The organism is Amycolatopsis sp. NBRC 101858, assembly GCF_030269325.1.
Classification (GTDB): Bacteria; Actinomycetota; Actinomycetes; order Mycobacteriales; family Pseudonocardiaceae; genus Amycolatopsis; species Amycolatopsis ponsaeliensis.
Map to the genome: position 1 here is coordinate 210,296 of NZ_BSTD01000002.1, position 20,434 is coordinate 230,729.

18 protein-coding genes are annotated in these 20,434 nt (G+C 71.0%); 15 read left to right on the plus strand and 3 right to left on the minus strand.

The genetic code is table 11. From position 1 onward, the window contains the following. Positions 1–69 precede the first annotated feature (69 nt). The gene (locus QSK39_RS14185) at positions 70–1,449 is read left to right on the plus strand and encodes an OFA family MFS transporter (protein ID WP_353051057.1); all 1,380 of its coding nucleotides are present in this window, start codon (positions 70–72) and stop codon (positions 1,447–1,449) included. A 31-nt stretch (positions 1,450–1,480) separates the two neighbouring features. On the opposite strand, the gene QSK39_RS14190 is transcribed toward QSK39_RS14185, so the two are convergent. Further along, a complete protein-coding gene (locus tag QSK39_RS14190) occupies positions 1,481–2,218 on the minus strand; it encodes a GntR family transcriptional regulator (RefSeq protein ID WP_285478194.1) in 738 nt (245 codons plus the stop codon). Between the two features lie 184 nt (positions 2,219–2,402). On the opposite strand from QSK39_RS14190, the gene QSK39_RS14195 reads away from it, so the two are divergent. The 4 genes from QSK39_RS14195 to QSK39_RS14210 are packed head-to-tail and all read left to right on the plus strand — an operon-like array spanning position 2,403 to position 7,929. After that, positions 2,403–3,398, plus strand: coding sequence for a 2-dehydropantoate 2-reductase (locus tag QSK39_RS14195; RefSeq protein ID WP_285478195.1), 996 nt, complete (start codon positions 2,403–2,405; stop codon positions 3,396–3,398). 13 nt (positions 3,399–3,411) lie between these two features. Beyond that, positions 3,412–5,331 carry a molybdopterin oxidoreductase family protein gene (locus QSK39_RS14200; protein ID WP_285478196.1) on the plus strand — a complete coding sequence of 640 codons (1,920 nt, stop codon included), beginning with the start codon at positions 3,412–3,414 and terminating at the stop codon, positions 5,329–5,331. Position 5,332: 1 nt separating this feature from the next. Beyond that, positions 5,333–7,075: an NAD(P)H-dependent oxidoreductase subunit E gene (locus tag QSK39_RS14205; protein ID WP_285478197.1), complete on the plus strand. Its 1,743-nt coding sequence runs from the start codon at positions 5,333–5,335 to the stop codon at positions 7,073–7,075. Then, positions 7,072–7,929 carry a 2Fe-2S iron-sulfur cluster-binding protein gene (locus QSK39_RS14210; RefSeq protein WP_285478198.1) on the plus strand — a complete coding sequence of 286 codons (858 nt, stop codon included), beginning with the start codon at positions 7,072–7,074 and terminating at the stop codon, positions 7,927–7,929. Before QSK39_RS14205 ends, QSK39_RS14210 begins: the two co-directional genes overlap by 4 nt. Here the strand turns inward: QSK39_RS14210 and QSK39_RS14215 are convergent. Next, positions 7,926–8,534 (minus strand): hypothetical protein, encoded by a 609-nt coding sequence (locus QSK39_RS14215; RefSeq protein WP_285478199.1) that lies wholly within the window; start codon positions 8,532–8,534, stop codon positions 7,926–7,928. The two genes, QSK39_RS14210 and QSK39_RS14215, sit on opposite strands and share 4 nt — an antisense overlap. 140 nt (positions 8,535–8,674) lie before the next feature. Between QSK39_RS14215 and QSK39_RS14220 the strand changes: the two genes are divergently transcribed. The 10 genes from QSK39_RS14220 to QSK39_RS14265 all read left to right on the plus strand — a co-directional run bounded on the left by QSK39_RS14220 (position 8,675) and on the right by QSK39_RS14265 (position 19,402). Then, entirely contained in the window at positions 8,675–9,487 is an 813-nt protein-coding gene (locus tag QSK39_RS14220; RefSeq protein ID WP_285479905.1) for a hydroxypyruvate isomerase family protein, read from the plus strand. Then, positions 9,484–10,371 (plus strand): 2-hydroxy-3-oxopropionate reductase, encoded by an 888-nt coding sequence (locus tag QSK39_RS14225; protein WP_285478200.1) that lies wholly within the window; start codon positions 9,484–9,486, stop codon positions 10,369–10,371. Before QSK39_RS14220 ends, QSK39_RS14225 begins: the two co-directional genes overlap by 4 nt. 1 nt (position 10,372) lies before the next feature. Beyond that, complete coding sequence (gcl, locus tag QSK39_RS14230) at positions 10,373–12,061, plus strand: glyoxylate carboligase (RefSeq protein ID WP_285478201.1); 1,689 nt, start codon at positions 10,373–10,375, stop codon at positions 12,059–12,061. 195 nt (positions 12,062–12,256) lie between these two features. Continuing rightward, entirely contained in the window at positions 12,257–13,126 is an 870-nt protein-coding gene (locus QSK39_RS14235) for an FAD binding domain-containing protein (RefSeq protein ID WP_285478202.1), read from the plus strand. Further along, entirely contained in the window at positions 13,117–13,587 is a 471-nt protein-coding gene (locus QSK39_RS14240; protein WP_285478203.1) for a (2Fe-2S)-binding protein, read from the plus strand. Before QSK39_RS14235 ends, QSK39_RS14240 begins: the two co-directional genes overlap by 10 nt. Next, positions 13,584–15,875: a xanthine dehydrogenase subunit D gene (gene pucD / locus QSK39_RS14245; RefSeq protein WP_285478204.1), complete on the plus strand. Its 2,292-nt coding sequence runs from the start codon at positions 13,584–13,586 to the stop codon at positions 15,873–15,875. Before QSK39_RS14240 ends, pucD begins: the two co-directional genes overlap by 4 nt. Before the next feature lies 1 nt (position 15,876). Then, positions 15,877–16,359 carry a nucleoside deaminase gene (locus tag QSK39_RS14250; RefSeq protein WP_285478205.1) on the plus strand — a complete coding sequence of 161 codons (483 nt, stop codon included), beginning with the start codon at positions 15,877–15,879 and terminating at the stop codon, positions 16,357–16,359. A gap of 108 nt (positions 16,360–16,467) precedes the next feature. Beyond that, positions 16,468–17,913 carry an NCS2 family permease gene (locus QSK39_RS14255; RefSeq protein WP_285478206.1) on the plus strand — a complete coding sequence of 482 codons (1,446 nt, stop codon included), beginning with the start codon at positions 16,468–16,470 and terminating at the stop codon, positions 17,911–17,913. A gap of 8 nt (positions 17,914–17,921) precedes the next feature. Then, a complete protein-coding gene (locus QSK39_RS14260) occupies positions 17,922–18,299 on the plus strand; it encodes an allophanate hydrolase-related protein (RefSeq protein ID WP_285478207.1) in 378 nt (125 codons plus the stop codon). Next, positions 18,296–19,402: a glycerate kinase gene (locus QSK39_RS14265; protein ID WP_285478208.1), complete on the plus strand. Its 1,107-nt coding sequence runs from the start codon at positions 18,296–18,298 to the stop codon at positions 19,400–19,402. Before QSK39_RS14260 ends, QSK39_RS14265 begins: the two co-directional genes overlap by 4 nt. On the opposite strand, the gene QSK39_RS14270 is transcribed toward QSK39_RS14265, so the two are convergent. Continuing rightward, positions 19,381–20,376, minus strand: coding sequence for an aldo/keto reductase (locus QSK39_RS14270; protein ID WP_285478209.1), 996 nt, complete (start codon positions 20,374–20,376; stop codon positions 19,381–19,383). The genes QSK39_RS14265 and QSK39_RS14270 overlap by 22 nt on opposite strands. Positions 20,377–20,434: the final 58 nt, after the last annotated feature.

The window sequence follows — 20,434 nt, forward strand, 5'->3', positions numbered from 1 at the left end:
AAAGGACGAAGATCCACCGCACGACGGCAACAGAGGGACACGAGTCAACGGTGACGAAAGAGAACTCTCATGACCGCAGCTACGTACCAGGAGATCACTGACGAGAACGGACGGGTTTACCGAGTAGGCGAGAGTCCCCAGGACATCATGGGGCGCTCGCGAAGCTGGATGGTGTGGCTGCCCTGGATCGCCATGATGGCGGTCAGTGTCTTCGAATACGGCTGGGGCGCCGTCGAAGGCACGCTGGAGGACAAGTACGGCTGGTCGCTCAGCGACGCCTTCTGGCTGGCCAGCATCTGGGCCGTCTTCCAGGCCGGGGTGGCGTTCCCGGCCGGGCGGTTGCGGGAGAAGAACATCGTGTCGGCCAAGACGGCCATGCTGGCCGGCGCGGTGTGCAGCGGCATCGGCTACTTCACGATCTCGCACAGCGGCAACCTGGCGGTGGCGTTCGTCGGGTACTCGGTGCTCGGCGGCACCGGCGCCGGACTGGTCTACGCCACCTGCATCAACATGGTCGGGAAGTGGTACCCCGAGAAACGGGGTGCGAGGACGGGCTTCGTCAACGGCGGGTTCGCCTACGGCGCCGTCCCCTTCATCTACGTCTTCGCCGCGTTCCTGACCCCGACCAATTATTCGGTGATCCTCGACGTCATCGGCGTCTACATGCTGCTGGTCGTCGGGGTGTGCGGGTTCCTGTTCAAGGACCCGCCGAAGAGCTGGTGGCCGAAGGAGGTCGACCCGAAGAGCTGGGCGGCCGGCCGGAGGTCCAGCACCGGCGGGCTGGCCAAGAACCCGCCCGCGGTGAAGCAGTTCTCCCCGATGGAGGCGATCCGGACCGGCATGCTCCCGCTGATGTGGGTGTGCCTGGTGATCATCGGCGGGGTTTCGCTGTTCGGCATCAACTTCCAGGTGCCCTTCGCCAAGGAAAGCGGTTTCGGGGCGTTCGTCGCGGCGTCGTCGGCCGGTGTGCTGTCGATCGTCAACGGCACCGGGCGCGCGGTCGTCGGCTGGGTTTCGGACCGGATCGGCCGGCGGCAGACGCTCACCGTCGTCCTGGTGATCGCCGGTGGCGCGCAGTTCGGCGTGATGTACGCCGGGAACACGCACAACCTGTTCCTGTTCATGGTGTTCGCGTTCCTGACCGGGTTCGGCGGCGGCGCCTTCTACCCGCTGTTCGCCGCGCTGGTGCCGGACTACTTCGGCGAGAACAACAACGCGTCGAACTACGGCCTGGTCTACAGCGCGAAACTGATCGGTGGCGTCGGCGGCGGCGGGCTCGCCGCGGGGGTCATCAGCGCGTGGGGCTACACCGGCGCGTACGTGCTCGCCGGGTGCATCGCGCTCCTGTCCGCGGTGCTGACGCTGTTCCTGCGCCAGCCCGGCCGGACACGCCACCAGCTCGCCGAAACCGAGCTGGTGGCGCGGCCTTCCGCCACGGCGGGCGGCTAGTCCGGTTGCCTGCTCCCCGGTCCTGCAGCCATCAGGACCGGGGAGCTTCCGGACGTTCGTGGTAGGCCTGGCGGGTCCGTTCGGTGTGCTTGGCCATGATCTGCTCGGCGGCACCGGTGTCGCCGTCGGAGATCGCGTGGATCAGCTCGTCGTGCTCGTTCCACGCGTCCTTCCCGCGCGGGCGGGCGATCGGCGTGTAGTACCAGCGGACCCGCCGGTCGACGAGACCGATCAGCTCCGCCAGCACGGCGTTCCCCGACAGCTGGGTGATGAACGCGTGCAGGGCGGCGTTGGCCGCGACCAGGCCCTCGGTGTCCTCCGCGCGCAGCGCGTCGACGCCCACCTGCTGCAGCTCCCACAGGCGCCGGACGTCGTCGGCCGTCGCGTTGCCGGCGGCGAGCTTCGCGGAGTGCGTCTCCAGCACGCTGCGGACGCTCAGCAGCTGGTCGGCCTCCTCGTCGGTCGGCAGGTGCACGAACGCGCCCTGGGCCGGCCGGAGGTCGACCCAGCCTTCGCTCTGCAGGCGCTGCAGGGCTTCGCGGACGGGCTGCCGGCTGACGCCGAGGTACTCGGCCAGATCGGCTTCGACCAGGTGCTGCCCGGGTTCGAGCGTGCGGTTGATGATCAGCTCGGCGAGGGCCTCGTAGACGACCTGGCGCAGCGGCGCGGGCCGTTCGACGCGCTTGGCGGCGGTCGAGCTGAGCGAGCCCTTGGCCGTGCGGCGGCCGGACGGGCCGCGGTCTTGGAGCGGGGAAGCGGGCTGGCTCACGGGACACCTCGGGAGGGAGAGGAACGCGATGATCTCCGACCAGGATACAGGTTTTGGTATGCAAAATCCCAGAACTCACCCTGTCGGGAGTTTCACGCGGTCTCCGGCCGGCAAACTCTGGCCTCGATCGAGGATCCAGGATACTGTATGCAATCACGTGCTGGACCGAAGTGGGAGGCACATCATGAAGGTGGCTGTTCTCGGGGCCGGGGCGATCGGCGCCTACGTCGGAGCCGCACTGCACCGCGGCGGGACCGAAGTGCACCTGATCGCCCGGCGGGCCCACCTCGCCGCGATGCGCGAGCACGGCGTCCGCGTGCTCAGCCCGCGCGGCGACTTCACCGCGCACCCGCACGTCACGGACGACCCGGCCGAAGTGGGCCCGGTCGACTTCGTCTTCCTGGGCCTCAAGGCCAACTCCTACGCCTCGTGCGCGCCGCTCCTCGCCCCGTTGCTGGGCCCGGACACCGCGATCGTGGCCGCGCAGAACGGCATCCCGTGGTGGTACTTCCACGGCCTGGCCGGACATCCGCTCGAAGGGCACCGCGTCGAGACCGTCGACCCGGGCGGCTCGGTGACCGCCGTGCTCGAGCTGCGACGCGCGATCGGCTGCGTCGTCTACTGCTCCACGGTCATCGAAGAACCGGGCGTGATCCGGCACCTCGAAGGCACCCGGTTCTCCCTCGGCGAGCCGGACGGCGAGATCTCCGCGCGGTGCAAGGTGCTCAGCGCGGCGATGATCGCCGGCGGGCTCAAGGCGCCGGTCGAACCCGACCTGCGCAACGACATCTGGGTCAAGCTGATGGGCAACGTCGCCTTCAACCCGCTCTCGGCGCTGACCCGGGCGACCATGGCGCAGATGTGCGAGCACGACGACACGCGCGCGCTCGTGGCCACGATGATGACCGAAGCCCTCACGATCGCCCGCGCGGCCGGCAGCGACCCGGGCGTCTCGGTCGAGAAGCGGATCGACGGCGCCTGGCGCGTCGGCCACCACAAGACGTCGATGCTGCAGGACCTCGAAGCGGGCAAGCCCCTCGAGATCGACGCGATCATCGGCGCGGTCGTGGAGCTGGCCGGCCTCACCGGCGTGCCCGCCCCGGCGCTGCGGCACGTCCACGCCGCCATCTCGCTGCTCGACCACACCAGCAACCCGCCCGTCCCGGTCGGGGCGCACTGAACCGGAGGTGCCCGTGAAGCGCAGGAAGACCGAGCCGTACGTCCGGCTCACCCAGCCGCTGGTGCGCGACTCCGGCGTGCTGCGGCCGGCGACCTGGGACGAAGCCCTCGACCGGGCCGCCGCCGGGATCCGCCGGACCCTCGACAGCAAGGGCCCCGAGGCGTTCGGGATGTTCTCGTGCGCCCGGGCGACCAACGAGATGAACTTCGTCGCGCAGAAGTTCACCCGCGCGGTGATCGGCACGAACAACGTCGACTCGTGCAACCGCACCTGTCACGCGCCGAGCGTCGCCGGGCTGGCGCGGGTCTTCGACAGCGGCGGCGGGACGTCGTCCTACCAGGAGATCGAGGACGCCGACGTCATCGTGATCTGGGGCGGCAACCCGCGTGAGGCGCACCCGATCTTCTTCCACCACGTGCTCAAGGCCGTCCACCGGGGAGCGAAGCTCTTCGTCGTCGACCCGCGCCGGACCAGTACCGGGAGCTGGGCGCACCGGCAGCTGCAGCTCGAGGTCGGCACCGACATCCCGCTGGCCCACGCCATCGCGCGCGAGATCATCCACTCCGGACTGGCGAACACCACGTTCATCGAGCGCGCCACCGAGGGGTTCGCCGAGTTCGCCGCGTCGGTCGAGCCGTGGACCCTGGAGGTGGCGGAGAAGACCACCGGCGTCCCGGCCGAGCTGATCAAGGAGCTCGCGCACACCTACGCCCGCGCCGACCGCGGGCAGCTGTCGTGGACCCTCGGCATCACCGAGCACCACAACGGCACCGACAACGTCCTCTCGCTGATCAACCTCGCGCTGCTGGCCGGTCAGGTCGGCCGCTACGGCGCCGGGCTGAACCCGCTGCGCGGGCAGAACAACGTCCAGGGCGGGGGCGACATGGGCGCCATCCCGGACCGCATGCCGGGCTTCCAGGACGTCCTCGATGCCGACGTGCGGGCGAAGTTCGACACCGCGTGGGGCTCGTCGATCCCGCCGCACAAGGGCCTCAACCTCACCCAGATGCTCGACGCGATGGAACGCGGCGACCTGACCTGCGTGTACATCATCGGCGAGAACCCGATCCAGTCCGAAGCGGACTGCGAGCACACGATCAAGCGGCTTTCCACCGTGGACCACCTGATCGTGCAGGACATCTTCCTCACCAAGACCGCGCAGCTGGCCGACGTCGTGCTGCCGGCGTCGGCGGCCTGGTGCGAGAGCGACGGCACCTTCACCAACTCCGAACGCCGGGTCCAGCGCGTCCGCAAGGCCCTCGAACCGCCGGTGGGCGCACGCGACGACATCGAGCTGCTGTCCGAGCTGGCCCGCCGGCTCGGCCACGACTGGCGCTACACCGGCGGCGAGGAGGTCTGGGACGAGCTGCGCTCGCTGTCGCCGATGCACGCCGGGATGTCCTACGCGCGCTTGGAAGAGCTCGGCGGCATCCAGTGGCCGTGCTACTCCGAAGACACCCTCGAACCGACGTTCCTGCACGGCCGGCTGTGGGCCGACGACCCCGCCGAGCGCGGCCGCCCGGCGCCGTTCACCGTGCTCGAGCACAGCCCGCCGGTCGACCTGCTGACCGAGGAGTTCCCGATCCGGCTCACCACCGGGCGGCGGCTGGATTCCTACAACACGGGCGTCCAGTCGGGCGGGTTCTCGTCGCCGATGCGGCAGGGCGAGACCCTCGACCTCTGCCCGGAGGACGCGCGTTCGCTGGGCGTCGAACCCGACGAGCTGGTCCGGATCTCGTCGCGGCGCGGGGAGATCGTCGCGCCGGTCCGGCTCGACACCGGGCTGAAGCCGGGGCTGGCGTTCATGACCTTCCACTTCCCGGACGAGGTGGACGTCAACATCATCACCATCGAGGCGACCTGCCCGATCGCCGGGACCGCCGAGTACAAGGCCGCGGCCATCCGCGTCGAGAAGCTGCCGGTGGAGGTCTGAGGTGGACCTCAAGCTCCTCGACGCCGTCGCGACCCGCGAAGAACGGGACGCCGTCGCCGGGTTCGCCGGTGGCGGCCGCGACCGGCTGCTGCCCGCCCTGCACGCGGTCAACGACCGGGTCGGCTGGATCAGCCAGGGCGCGCTCAACCTCATCTGCGAGACGCTGCACGTGCCGCCCGCGGACGCGTACGGCGTGGCGAGCTTCTACTCGCTGTTCGCGCTGGAGGAGCGGCCGGAGCGGGTGGTGCACGTGTGCACCGACCTGGCCTGCCGGCTCAAGGGCGCGGACACCGTGTGCGACGTCCTCACCGAGCACGTCGGCGCCGCGGGGAAGGCGCGCGCCGGGGTCACGTGGCTGCGCAGCCCGTGCCTCGGCGTCTGCGAACGAGCCCCCGCGGCGCTGACGTTCCAAGCCGGCGACCCGGCCACCACCGAGCTGCTCGCCCCGGCGACCGGCGCTTCGGCCGTGCTGGCCGCGCAGCGGGAGCCCGCGGGCGAGGGCTCGCCGCCGGTGATCCACCAGCGGGACGGCCTGCGGCTGCTGCGCCGGGTCGGCGTGGTCGATCCGTCCAGTTTGGACGACTACCGGGCGGCCGGCGGCTATGCGGCGCTGCGCAACGCGCTGCGGATGGGCGAGGCCGCGGTGATCCGCGAGGTCACCGACTCGGGGCTGCTCGGCCGCGGCGGGGCGGCGTTCCCGACCGGGCGAAAGTGGGCCGCGACGGCCGCCCAGCCCACCGGGCCGCACTACCTCGTGTGCAACGCCGACGAGAGCGAGCCCGGCACGTTCAAGGACCGGGTGCTGCTCGAAGGCGACCCGTTCGCACTGGTGGAGTCGATGACGATCGCCGCGTTCGCGATCGGTGCCCGGCAGGGGTACGTCTACCTGCGGGGCGAGTACCCGCGGGCGCTGCGGTTGCTGCGCAACGCCCTGGAGGTCTGCCGGGAACGCGGGTTCCTCGGCGTGGACATCATGGGACACGAGGGATTCTCGTTCGACATCGAGATCCGCCGCGGCGCGGGCGCCTACATCTGTGGCGAGGAGACCGCGATCTTCAACTCGATCGAGGGCTTCCGCGGCGAACCCCGCACGAAACCGCCGTTCCCGGTCGAACAGGGATTGTTCGGCAAGCCGACCGTGGTCAACAACGTCGAGACGCTGGTGAACGTGCCGCTGATCCTGACCGAGGGCGCGGCCGCGTACCGTTCCCTCGGCACGGAGGCCTCGGCCGGGCCGAAGCTGTTTTGCCTGTCCGGGAACGTCGAACGTCCCGGCGTCTACGAGGTGCCCTTCGGCACGACGCTGCGATCGCTGCTCACCCTGGCCGGGGGAGTGCCCGAGGGCCGGTCGCTGCGCGCGATCCTGCTCGGTGGCGCGGCGGGTGGGTTCGTCCGGCCGGACGAGCTGGACCTGCCGCTCACGTTCGAGGACGCGCGGGCGGCGAAGACGACGCTGGGGTCCGGTGTCGTGCTGGTGCTCGACGACCTGGCCGACCTCGGCGGGTTCCTGCTGCGGATCGCGGAGTTCTTCCGCGACGAGTCGTGCGGCCAGTGCGTCCCGTGCCGGATCGGGACCGTGCGGCAGGAGGAAGCGATCAAGCGCGTGCTCGCGGCCGGGGCGGACGAGCGGCCGCTGCTGCGCGAAGTCGGGCAGGTGATGCGGGACTCGTCGATCTGCGGGCTCGGCCAGACCGCGTGGAACGCCATCGAGTCCGCCATCGACCGGCTGGGAGCACTGCAATGACCATTGTGGACATCGGGATCCCGCGGCGGCTGGTCGAGTTCACCGTGGACGGTGAAAGCGTCCGCGTACCGGAAGGCTCGACGATCCTCGACGCGTGCACGGCGGCGGGCAAGGAGATCCCGACGTTGTGCTACGGCGACACCCTGGAGCCGGCGAACGCCTGCCGCGTCTGCATGGTGGAGGTCGAGGGCTCGCGGACGCTGGTGCCGTCGTGCTCGCGCAAGGCCGAGCCGGGCATGGTGGTGCACACGGACTCGGCGCGGACGCGGACCAGCCGCAAGGTGGTCCTGGAGCTGCTGGCGTCGGCGACGGACCTGTCGACGACCCCGGACGTCGGCCGCTGGATGGCCGAAGCCGGCGCGGATCCGGACCGCTTCGGCCCGGACGCGGCGACGGTGGCACAACCGGCCTTGGTGGACAACGAACTCTACGTCCGGGACTACGCGAAGTGCATCCTCTGCTACAAGTGCGTCGACGCGTGCGGCGACCAGTGGCAGAACTCGTTCGCGATCAGCGTGGCGGGCCGCGGGTTCGACGCGCGGATCTCGACGGAGTTCTCGAACCCCTTGCCCGACAGCGCCTGCGTGTACTGCGGCAACTGCGTCGAGGTCTGCCCGACCGGGGCGCTCAGCTTCAAGCGCGAGTACGACAAGCGCGAGGACGGCACCTGGGACGAGTCCCGCCAGACGGCGACGACGACCGTGTGCACGTTCTGCGGGGTGGGCTGCAACTTGACACTGCACGTCCAGGACAACGAGATCGTCAAGGTGACCTCACCGCACGAAAGCTCGGTGACGCACGGGAACCTCTGCATCAAGGGCCGCTTCGGCTGGCAGCACGTCCAGAACCGCTAGGTCCACGCCGGGAGCACGCGGCGGAGGGGTCGGGTCGTCTTTGATGGCCTCTCGCCGGCGCAGGGCAGCGGCAGTCTGCGTTCGTCCCGCCGCTCGGCGGTCTGCACGCCTTGGCGGCGGACGGCCGGGTCGGTGCCGGCGAGCAGCTGTTCGAGGAGCGCGCGCGTCGCCGTTCGCCGTACCGAGGTGGTAGGCGGCAATGCCGCGAGTTCGCGGCTCGGCGGGGCCACCCCGTAAATGCGGAGCCTGGTCGACCGGGTCGGCCGCGGCAGCAGCGAAGGCGCGGGTGGCCGCCGGGCTGATTTCGCGCAGCAGCGTGACCGATCGGGCCGCCGAGGCGACGGGTCTTCGGCGAGGATCGCGAGCAGGGTGCCTTCGCCGCCGGGCAGCTTCTCGCCGAAGTCCACCACGTCGCACCCGGCGAGCAGCTCGGCGAGCCAGCGCTCGTACCAAGCGAGAAAGTCCTTGTCCTCCAGCACGTATGGGGCGGGGAAGCCGTCGAGGTCGACGTTCACCAGCCGGCCCCGTCCGGGGCCGGACACGACGAGGTGCGTGAAGGCGGTGCAGCCGTGATGGACGACGGCGAGGATGCCGTGTCCGGCCATGTCGGTGCTCCCTGTCGTCCTCGACCAGGTTGGCGACGGCGGCCGGTCGCTGTCGCGGGTGACCGTTGACCGCGGCGCAGGTCAGCAGCTATTCTCGATATGCGAAAGAAAAATTCCGGATAGTGAAATTCGAGGTCGCGATGCCAGACGAGGGGCACTCCCTGCCGTACGCCGCCAACCTGTCGATCCTGTTCAAGGAGGTGCCGCTGCTCGAGCGCGCGGCCGCCGCGCGGGAGGCCGGGTTCACCGACGTCGAGTACTGGTGGCCGTTCGACTCCGCCGTCCCCGCGCGCGACGAGGTGGATGCCTTCGTGCGGAGCCTGGACGGCGTCCGGCTGCGCGGGCTGAACTTCTTCGCCGGCGACATGGCGGCGGGGGAGCGGGGTCTCGTGTCGTGGATCGGCCGCGAGGCCGAGTTCGCCGACAGCCTCGGCGTCGCGCTCGGGATCGCCGAACGCACCGGCTGCCGCAGCTTCAACGCGCTCTACGGCAACCGGCTCGACGGCGAAGAACCGGCCAAGCAGGACGACCTGGCGCTGGTCCACCTCGCGACGGCCGCCGAGGCCGCTGCGAAGATCGGCGCGCAGCTGGTCCTCGAACCGCTCTCCGGCGCGGACCGCTATCCGCTCAAGACCGCCGCGGACGCCGTGGCCGTGCTCGACGACCTCGGGCGCGGCAACGTGCGGCTGCTGGCCGACCTGTACCACCTGGCAGTCAACGGCGACGACCTGGACGCACTGGCGACGACCCACCTCGCCCGGATCGGGCACGTGCAGATCGCCGACGCACCCGGGCGCCACCAGCCCGGCACCGGCTCGCTGGACCTCGGCGGGCGCCTCGCGAAGCTGCAGGACGCGGGTTACGACGGGTTCGTCGGGATCGAGTACGTCCCGGAGCCCGACACCGTCACGTCGCTGGCCTGGCTGCCGAAAACCCGAAGGGGACGAGCATGAAACTGGGATTCATCGGACTCGGCGTGATGGGTGCCCCGATGGCTGCGCACCTGGTCGCGGCTGGGCGCAACGTCAGCGGCTACGACGTCAACGCCGCGGCCGGCGAGAAGCTGGCGGCCGCCGGCGGGCGGGCCGCGACGAGCGTCGCGGACGCCGTGGCCGGGGCCGACGTCGTGGTCACGATGCTGCCGAACCACCCGCAGGTCGAGGAGGTCGTGCTGGCCTCGGGTGGGGTGCTGGACGCCGCGGAGCCGGGCACGCTGCTGATCGACATGAGCACCATCCGCCCCGAGACGTCGATCGCGGTCGCGGAAGCCGCGCGGGACAAGAAGATCCGCGTCCTCGACGCTCCCGTGTCCGGTGGGCAGGCCGGTGCCGAGCAGGCGTCGCTGTCGATCATGGTCGGCGGCGCCGAGGAGGACTTCGAGGCCGGGAAGCCGGTGCTGGAAGCGCTCGGCAAGACCATCGTGCACGTCGGCCCGCACGGCGCGGGCCAGGTCGTGAAGGCGGCCAACCAGCTCGTCGTGGGCGGCATCTACGGCCTGGTCGCCGAGGCGATCGTACTGCTCGAAGCGTCCGGTGTGGACGCCGCCACCGGCCTCGACGTGCTCGCCGGGGGACTGGCCGGCAGCCGGATCCTCGAGCTCAAGCGCAAGTCCATGGTGGACCGCCAGTTCGCGCCCGGGTTCCGGATCGACCTGCACCACAAGGACATGGGGATCGCGCTGGCCGCCGCCCGGCAGGCCGACGTCGCGCTCCCGCTCACCGGGCTGGTCGCCCAGCTCGTCGCCGCCGGCCGCGCCATGGGCCACGGCTCCCTGGACCACTCGGCCTTGCTGAAGGTCGTCGAACAGTTGTCGGGCCGCGTCCCGGCGGAGGTGTGACATGCCCAGAATCCCCGCCATGCAAGCGGTCGTCGACGTCCTGGAGAGCGAAGGCGTCGACACCGTCTTCGGCTGCCCCGGCGCGGCCATCCTCCCGCTGTATAACGCCCTGCAAGGCCGGGCGATCGAGCACCTGATCGTCCGCCACGAAGAGGGCGCGACGCACATGGCCGACGGCTGGGCCCGGACGAACGGGAACGTCGGCGTCGCGATCGGCACATCCGGCCCGGCCGGGACGAACATGATCACCGGGCTCTACACCGCGCACGCGGACTCGATCCCGATGATCTGCATCACCGGCCAGGCCGCGACGACGAAGCTGCACCAGGAGGCCTTCCAGGCGGTCGACATCGTCGAGATCGCCAAGCCCGTGACGAAGTGGGCGGTGCAGGTCAAGGAGGCCGCGCAGCTGCCGTGGATCTTCCGCGAGGCGTTCCGGGTCGCCCGGTCCGGCCGCCCCGGCCCGGTGCTCATCGACCTGCCGATCGACGTCCAGAAGCAGGACATCGAGTGGGACTCCTCGATCGACTCGCCGCTGCCGGTCACGGCGGTGAAGCCTGCGTCGGCGCGGGTCGAGCGGGCCCTCGAGATGCTCCTCCAGGCCGAGCGCCCGCTGATCCTGGCCGGTGGCGGGGTCGTCCTCGGTGAGGCGAGCGAGCAACTGCGAGCGGCGGCCGAGCGCCTCGACGTCCCGGTGCAGGTGACGCTGATGGGCAAGGGCAGCTTCCCGGAGGACAACGAGCTGTTCGCCGGGATGGCCGGCATCCAGACGTCGCAGCGCTGGGCGAACGCCGCCTTCCTGGAGGCCGACCTGGTGCTGGCACTGGGCGCGCGGTTCGGCGACCGGCACACCGGCGAGCTGTCGGTGTACCGGGGTGACCGGAAGTTCATCCACGTCGACATCGAGCCGACCCAGCTGGGCAAGGTGTTCGGGCCGGACCTCGGGATCGTCTCGGACACGCGGGAGTTCCTCGACGCGCTGCTGGCCGCGTTGGAGAAGCGCGAAGTCTCCCAGCGGCGCGAATGGGTGGGCCGGATCGCGGAGCTCAAGGAAGCGCTTCCCCGGCGCGACGACTTCGACAGCCTGCCGATCAAGGCGCCGCGGGTCTTCAAGGAGATCAACGAAACCTTCGGTGAGGACACCTACTTCGTCACCGCGATCGGGCTCTACCAGATCTGGTCGGGCCAGTTCCAGAAGGCGCACAAGCCGCGCCACTACCAGGTCTGCGGCCAGGCCGGCCCGCTCGGCTGGGAGATCCCCGCCGCGATCGGCGTCAAGAAGGCGCGGCCGGAGGCCGAAGTCGTCGGCGTGGTCGGCGACTACTCGTTCCAGTTCCTCGTCGAGGAGCTGGCGGTGGCCGCCCAGTACGACGTCGGGTTCGTGCTGATCATGCTCAACAACGAGTACCTCGGCCTGATCCGCCAGGCCGAGACCGGCTACGACATGAACTTCGAAGTCGACATCCACTACGACTCGAACGGCACGGACAACGTCAAGATCATGGAGGCCTACGGCTGCTCGGGCACCCGCGTGCACGAGCCGGCCGAGATCCGGACGTCCCTGGAATGGGCCCGCAAGGAGGCCGAGCGCACCAGCCGGCCGGTCCTGGTGGAGATCATGATCGAACGTGAGGGCAACGCCGCCATGGGTGCCGCCCTCGACGCCGTGAAGGAGTTCGAACCCGCGTAACACCCCGCGTGACCCAGGCCGCCGTACGAGACCCTGACCTCGTACGGCGGCCTTTCCGCGCTCGCGATCAAGGGGTTGTCGGAAAGTACAAACCGGGGCCGTAAATTCACCCGTCTTTCAGGGGTTTTGCCGTGGTCGCGACCACACCCCAGCGTGTGTACTTCTTCACGAAGCAGCCCCGAAAGGACGTCCACAGTGGAATTCCTCCGACCCGCCACGCTGGCCGACGCGCTCGCCGCGAAGGCCGCGAGCCCCGGTGCGGTCCCGATCGCCGGCGGCACGGACGTGATGGTCGAGCTCAACTTCGACCACCGTCGGCCCGGCGCCCTGCTCGACCTCGGCCGCGTCGCCGAGCTCCACGAGCACGGCACCGATGGCGGCCGGATCCGGCTCGGCGCGGCCGTGCCCTACACCCGGATCATCACCGAACTGGGCGCGAAGCTGCCCGGCCTCGCGATGGCGTCGCGGACCGTCGGGTCCCCGCAGATCCGCAACCGCGGTTCGGTGGGCGGCAATCTGGGCGCAGCTTCGCCTGCGGGCGATTCGCACCCGGCGCTGCTGGCCGCCGACGCCGAGGTCGAAATCGCCTCGGTGCGCGGCACCCGGATCGTCGCCGCGAAGGACTTCTACGTCGGGGTCAAGCGGAACGTCCTGGAGCCGGACGAGCTCATCACGTCCGTGCTGCTGGCGCCGGCCACCGGGCCCCAGCAGTTCAGCAAGATCGGCACCCGCAACGCGATGGTGATCGCGGTCGCGGCGTTCGGGCTGGCGCTGCACCCGGAGCAACGGCGCGTCGGCACCGGGGTCGGCTCGGCCGCGCCGACCCCGCGCCGGGCCTTCGACGCCGAGGAGTTCCTGGCCGGCGAGCTGGACTGGGACGCCCCGAAGGCGCTCAACGACTCCGTGAAGCGCCGCTTCGGCGACCTGGTCGCCGGAGCCGCCTCGCCGATCGACGACGTCCGGGGGAGTGCCGCCTACCGCCGCCACGCCCTCGGCGTGATGGCGCGGCGCACGCTGACCTGGGCCTGGACCGAATACTGCGGAGGGAGCGCGAAGTGCGCGTGAACGTCACCGTCAACGGCGAATCCCGCCGGGCGGACAACGTCTGGGAAGGCGAGAGCCTCCTGTACATGCTGCGCGAGCGGCTGGGCCTCCCCGGCTCGAAGAACGCCTGCGAACAGGGCGAATGCGGCTCGTGCACGGTCTACGTCGACGGCGTCCCGGCCTGCGCGTGCCTGGTCGCGGCCGGGCAGGCCGAGGGCCGCGACGTCGTCACGGTTGAAGGGCTCGCTTCCGGAGACGAGCTCGACCCGGTGCAGGAGTCGTTCGTCGAGCAGGGCGCGGTCCAGTGCGGGTTCTGCACGCCGGGCCTGCTGGTCGCCGCGCACGACCTCATCGAGCGCGTCCCCGACCCCAGCGACGTCGAGATCCGCGAAGCCCTCGCCGGGAACCTCTGCCGCTGCACCGGGTACGAGAAGATCCTCGACGCCGTCCGCGACGCCGCCGCGAAGAAGGCCGTGCGATGAGCGCCCCGGCCCGGTCCCCGCAGGAAATGCAGGACACGATCGCCGGCGGCATCGGCGAGAGCCCGCTGCGCCCGGACGGCACGCTCAAGGTCCGCGGCGAGTTCGCCTACTCCTCCGACCTCTGGCACGAGGACATGCTGTGGGGCGCCACGCTGCGCAGCCCGCACCCGCACGCCCGGATCGTCCGCCTCGACGTCTCGCGCGCGCTGGCCCAGCCAGGCGTGCACGCCGTGCTCACGCACGAGGACGTCCCCGGCGAGAACGTCTACGGCCTCAAGTACCAGGACACCCCGGCGCTGGCCGCCGACCTGGTCCGGTTCCAGGGCGAGCCGGTCGCGATCCTCGCCGCCGACCACCCGGAGATCGCGCGGCAGGCGCTCAAGGAGATCGTCGTCGAGTACGACGTCCTCGAGCCGATCACCGACCCCGAGCGGGCGGCGCACGACGACACCCTCCCGAAGCTGCACCCGGACGGGAACCTCGTCCGCCACCAGCGGATCGTCAAGGGCGACCCGACGGCGACCGCGGACGTCGTCGTGTCCGGCGTCTACGAGATCGGCATGCAGGACCAGGCGTTCCTCGGCCCGGAGTCGGGCCTCGCGGTGCCGGCCGAGGACGGCGGCGTCGACCTCTACCTGGCCACCCAGTGGCTGCACGTCGACCAGCGCCAGACGGCCAAGGCCCTCGGGCTCCCCTTGGAAAAGGTCCGGCTGACGCTGTCCGGCGTCGGCGGCGCGTTCGGCGGCCGCGAAGACCTGTCCATGCAGATCCACTCGTGCATGCTCGCGCTGCGCACCGGGCGCCCGGTGAAGATGAGCTACAACCGCCTCGAGTCGTTCTTCGGGCACGTCCACCGCCACCCGGCGAAGATGTACTACGAGCACGGCGCGACCCGCGACGGCAAGCTCGTGTACGTCCGCGCGAAGATGTACTTCGACGGCGGCGCGTACGCGTCCAAGACCCCGGTCGTGGTCGGCAACGGCACCACGCTGAGCGTCGGCCCCTACGACGTGCCGAACGCGCACATCGAGGGCTGGGGCGTCTACACCAACAACCCGACCTGCGGTGCCATGCGCGGTCTGGGCGCGGTCCAGCCGACCTACGCCTACGAGTCCCAAATGGACAAGCTCGCGGCCGTCTTGGGCATGGACCCGGCCGAACTGCGGATCCGCAACGCCCTGAGCGAAGGGTCCACTGTGGTCACCGGTCAGGTGGTCGACTTCCCGGCGCCGGTCGCCGAGCTGGTCCAGCGCCTGCGTGACCTGCCGCTGCCGCCCGAGCCCGCCGGCGAGCGCGACATCCGCGAGCTGCCCGGCGGCGCGTCCAACACCACCCACGGCGAAGGCGTCGTCCGCGGTGTCGGCTACGGCGTCACCATCAAGAACATCTCCTACGCCGAAGGCCTCGACGACTATTCGACCGCCCGCGTCCGGCTGGAGGTGCTCGGCGGCGAGGCGGTGGCGATGGTGCACACCGCCGCGGCCGAGGTCGGCCAGGGGCTCGTCACGCTGCAGCAGCAGATCGCCCGCACCGAGCTGGGCCTGACGCGGGTGAGCGTGCACCCGGCCGACACGAGCGTCGGCGACGCGGGCTCCAGTTCCGCGTCGCGCCAGACGTACGTCACCGGTGGCGCGGTCCGCAACGCCTGCCGCGCGGTCGCCGAAGGCGTTTACGCCCGGCTCGGCTTGCCGTCCGAAGGCATGTCCCTGACCGGCGGGAAGGTCGTCGCGGCCGACGGCGAGGTCGTCGCCGACCTGGCCGAGCTGCTGGGGGAGACCGCGATCGAGGAGACCCGCGAGTTCCACCACCGCAAGACCTACCCGCTCGACCCGGAGACCGGCCAGGGCGACGCCCACGTCCAGTACGGCTTCTCGGCGCACCGCGCGGTGGTCGACGTCGACGTGGACCTCGGCCTCGTCAAGGTCGTGCAGCTCGACTGCGCCCAGGACGTCGGCAAGGCGATGAACCCCGACGCCGTCATCGCCCAGATCCAGGGCGGCTCGGCCCAGGGCCTCGGTCTCGCCGTGATGGAGGAGATCCTGGTCAAGGACGGCAAGGTGCGGAACCCGTCGTTCACCGACTACCTCATCCCGACCATCCTGGACATGCCGCCGATGCGCATCGACGTCCTCGAGCGGCCCGACCCGCACGCGCCCTACGGCGTCCGCGGCGTCGGCGAGCCACCCACGATCTCCGCCACCCCGGCGATCGCCAACGCCATCCGCGCGGCGACCGGCCTCGAGCTGCCGCGCGTCCCCATCCGCCCCGAACACATCACTGGAGTCTGAGATGACCACGTCGATTTCCGCCGAACAGGAATGGCTCGACGAAGCCGTCCGCATCGCGGAGACGAACGTCGCGAACGGCGGCGGGCCCTTCGGCGCGCTGATCGTGCAGGACGGTGAGATCGTCTCCACCGGCGTCAACCGCGTCACCGCGAACCTCGACCCGACCGCGCACGCCGAAGTCGTCGCCATCCGCGCGGCCTGCCAGGCGCTCGGCACGTTCAAGCTCGACGGCTGCGTGCTCGTCTCCAGCTGTGAGCCGTGCCCGATGTGCCTGTCCTCGGCGCTGTGGGCGCGCGTCGACAAGGTCCTCTTCGCCGCCGACCGCGACGACGCGGCCAAGGCCGGCTTCGACGACCGCGCCTTCTACGAGCTCTTCGACCGTCCGCGCGACACCTGGACGGTCCCCGTCACGCGACTGTCCGCAAAGGACGGATTCGCGCCCTTCGCGGCCTGGCTCGACAAGAGCGACCGCACCGACTACTGACCCACAAGGCCAGCTGACCGGAGCAAACCGAATCGAACGTCCCGCTCGCCCAGGCACGGCGCTGTGCCTTGGCCTGGCCGAGCACACCCACCGGCAAGGGCAGGACGCATGACCCAGACCGAAGTCCCCACCCCCGTAGTCGACGAAGTACCCGCGCCACGGCGCTCTTTGCTCGATCGGCTGTTCGAGCTGCGCGCCCGGCAATCCACGGTGGGCCGCGAAGTCCGCGGCGGCGTCACGACGTTCGTCGCGATGGCCTACATCGTGCTGTTGAACCCGCTCATCCTCGGCGCTTCCGCCGACATCACCGGCGCCCGGCTGTCGGCCGCGCAGGTGACCACCGCGACGGCGCTGGCCGCCGCGGTGATGACGATTCTCATGGGCGTCGTCGGCAACGCGCCCCTCGCACTGGCCGCCGGCCTCGGCATCAACGGCATCGTCGCGTTCCAGATGGCCCCGACAATGACCTGGGCGCAGGCCTTCGGGCTGGTGGTGCTGGAAGGCGTCTGCATCGTGCTGATGGCCGTCAGCGGCGTCCGCGAGCGGATCATGAACGCCATCCCCCGGCCGCTCAAAATGGCGATCACCGTCGGGATCGGGCTCTACATCGCCCTGGTCGGGCTGGTCAGCGCCGGGTTCGTGACCCGGATGCCGGACGCCGCGCAGACCACGGTCCCGGTGCGCCTCGGGGCGAGCGGGCACCTGCACGGCTGGCCGATCGTGGTGTTCTGCTTCGGGCTGCTGCTGATGATCGTGCTGATGGCCCGCAAGGTGCCCGGTGCGGTGCTGATCAGCATCGGCGTGGCGACGGTGTTCGCGGTCGTGCTGCACGAGGGGTTCGGCGTCGGCGGCTGGGGCCTCACCGCCCCGGCCCTGCCCGACCACGTCGTCGCGGCGCCCGACTTCGGGCTCTTCGGCCACATCGACCTCTTCGGCGGGTTCGCCTCGGCGGGGGCGCTCGCGGCCACGGTGTTCCTGTTCACCCTGGTGCTGTCCGGGTTCTTCGACGCGATGGGCACGATCACCAGCGTCTCCGACGAGGCCGGGCTGTCGAAGAACGGCAAGGTCCCGCGGATGGGCCGAATCCTGCTGGTCGACGGCGCGGGCGCGATCGCCGGCGGGGTCACCGGCTCGTCGCCGAACACGGTGTTCCTCGAGTCCGCGGCGGGCGTCGGCGAGGGTGCCCGGACGGGCCTCGCGAGCGTCGTCACCGGGCTGCTGTTCGCCGGGACGCTGCTGTTCACGCCGCTCGCCGGGGTGGTCCCGGCCCAGGCGGCCGCACCCGCGCTGGTGGTCATCGGCGGCATGATGGTCGCCCAGTGCCGCACCATCCCCTGGAACGACCCGGACTACACGATCCCGGTGTTCCTGACCGCCGCCCTGATCCCGTTCACCTATTCGATCACCAACGGCGTCGGCGCCGGCCTGATCGCGTTCGTGCTGATCAAGATCGGCCGCGGCAAGTGGCGCGAGGCCGGCTGGCTGCTTTCCCTGCTGGCGCTGGTGTTCGCGGTCTACTTCGCCGTCGACGGCGTCGAAGCCCTCTTCCGTTAGGAGTTCCGGTGGCCCTGATGTTCTTCAACGGTGGCGCCATGCGTGGCGAGCCCCTGCACCACCTGCTGGCCGGCGCGCCGTTCGTGACCAGCGCGAAAACCGCCCCGAAGTACCGGTTCTACGCCGTCGGGGAGCAGTGCCCGGCGCTGTACCCGGTGTCGCACGGCGGCGCGGCGGTGACCGGCGAGGTGTACGACGTCTCGCTGGACGACCTGCGGGACAAGGTGCTCCCGTCCGAGCCGCACGAGCTGGAGCTGGGTGTGGTGGAGCTGGCCGACGGCAGCTCGGCGTTCGCGATGCTGCTGCGGCGGCCCTACACCTCGCACGTCGCGCTGCGGGACATCACCGAGGTCGGCGACTGGCGGGCGTACAAGGCGAGCGCGTGAGCGTCCTCGTCGCACCGGACAAGTTCAAGGGGTCGCTGACCGCGGCCGAGGTGGCGTCGGCGGTGGCTGCGGGCCTCGCCGACGTCCACCCCGCGCTCGCGGTGCGGACCCTTCCCGTGGCCGACGGCGGCGACGGCACGGTGGACGCCGCCGTCGCCGCCGGGTTCCGGCGGGTGCGGGTCCCGGCGCGCGGGCCGACGGGCGCGCCGGTGACGGCGTCCTACGCGGTCCGCGGGGACACCGCCGTCGTCGAGCTGGCGGAGGCGTCCGGGCTGCACCGGCTGCCCGGGGCCCTGGCGCCGCTCACGGCGACCAGCGCGGGTACCGGCGACGTGCTCGCCGCGGCGGTGCTGGCCGGGTGCCGCCGGATCGTGCTCGGCGTCGGCGGCAGTGCCTGCACCGACGGTGGCGCGGGCATGCTGGCCGCACTGGGTGCCCGGCTCCTGGACGCCGCCGGGCGGGACCTCCCGCCCGGCGGCGCGGCGCTGTCCCGGCTCGCTTCGCTGAATCTGTCCGAAGTGGACTTGTCCGGAGTGGACATCGAGCTGGCGAGCGATGTGGACAATCCGCTCCACGGCCCGCGCGGGGCTGCTTCTGTTTACGGCCCACAGAAGGGCGCGACCCCCGACGACGTCGCGACACTGGACGCGGCGTTGCGGAACTGGGCGTCGGTCGCCGGACCGGAGTTCGCCGAGCGGCCGGGTGCCGGTGCGGCCGGGGGAGTGGGCTTCGCCGCGATGGCCGTGCTGGGCGCACGGATGCGGCCCGGCATCGAGCTGCTGCTCGACCTGCTCGGCTTCGACGCGGCCCTGACCGGTGCCTCGCTCGTCATCACCGGTGAGGGTTCACTCGACGAGCAGACGTTGTCCGGCAAGGCCCCGGCGGGTGTCGCCCGGGCCGCGGCGGCGAAAGGGATTCCGTGCGTCGCGGTGTCCGGACGTTGTCAGCTGTCTTCGGTGGAGCTGGCTGAGGCGGGCATCTCGGCCGCGTATGCGTTGACCGACCTCGAACCGGACCCGGCACGGTGCATGGCGGAGGCGGCGCCGCTGCTGCGCCGCCTCGCCCACCGTGTCGCGGTCGACTACTTCTCGCTGTCGAGGTGATCCAGCAGCGCGGCGGCGTAGCGGTCGCCGGCTGCGGCGCCGGAGGGGACAGCGGCCTCGATCGTGGCCAGGTCGTCGGCTGTCAGCTCGACGTCGGCGGTGCCCAGGGACTCGGCCAGCCGGGCCCGCGTGCGGGCGCCCACCAGCGGGACGATGTCCTCGCCCTGCGCGGCGACCCACCCGATGGCGAGCTGCGCGGTCGTGACGCCCTTCCCGGCGGCGAGCTTGCCGAGGGCGTCGGTCAGCGTCAGGTTGCGCTCGAGGTTGTCACCCTGGAACCGCGGGCTGTGGCCGCGGAAGTCACCGGCGCTCAGCTCCCGCGAAGGCGTCCAGTGCCCGCTGAGCAGGCCGCGCGAGAGGACGCCGTACGCGGTGACGCCGATACCCAGCTCGCGGGCGACCGGCAGGATGTCCGCCTCGATCCCGCGGGAGAGCAGCGAATACTCGATCTGCAGGTCGGAGATCGGGTGCACGGCGGCGGCGCGCCGCAGGGTCTCCGCGCCGACCTCCGACAGGCCGATGTGACGGACGTAGCCGGCCCGCACCAGCTCGGCGAGGGCACCGACCTGGTCTTCGATCGGCACGGCGGGATCGAGCCGGGCCGGGCGGTAGACGTCGACGTAGTCGGTGCCGAGGCGGCGCAGACTGTAGGCGAGGAACGTCTTGACGGCCTCCGGCCGGCTGTCGTTGCCGAGCCAGGAGCCATCCGGCCCGCGCAGCGCGCCGAACTTGACGCTGATCACCGCCTTCTCGCGGTTGCGGCCACGCAGTGCGTCGCGCAGCAGCAGTTCGTTGTGGCCCATGCCGTAGAAGTCACCGGTATCGAGCAGGGTCACACCGGCATCGAGAGCGGAATGGATCGTCGCGACCGACTCGGTCTCATCGGCCGGGCCGTAGAGGTCGGACATGCCCATCAGGCCAAGGCCGAGGGCGCTGACGGCCGGACCGGTCCGGCCGAGGGTGCGGGTATGCATGGGGGTTCTCCCTGTTTCCGTCGTTACCCAACCGACCGTATCACCGATACTAACCGAG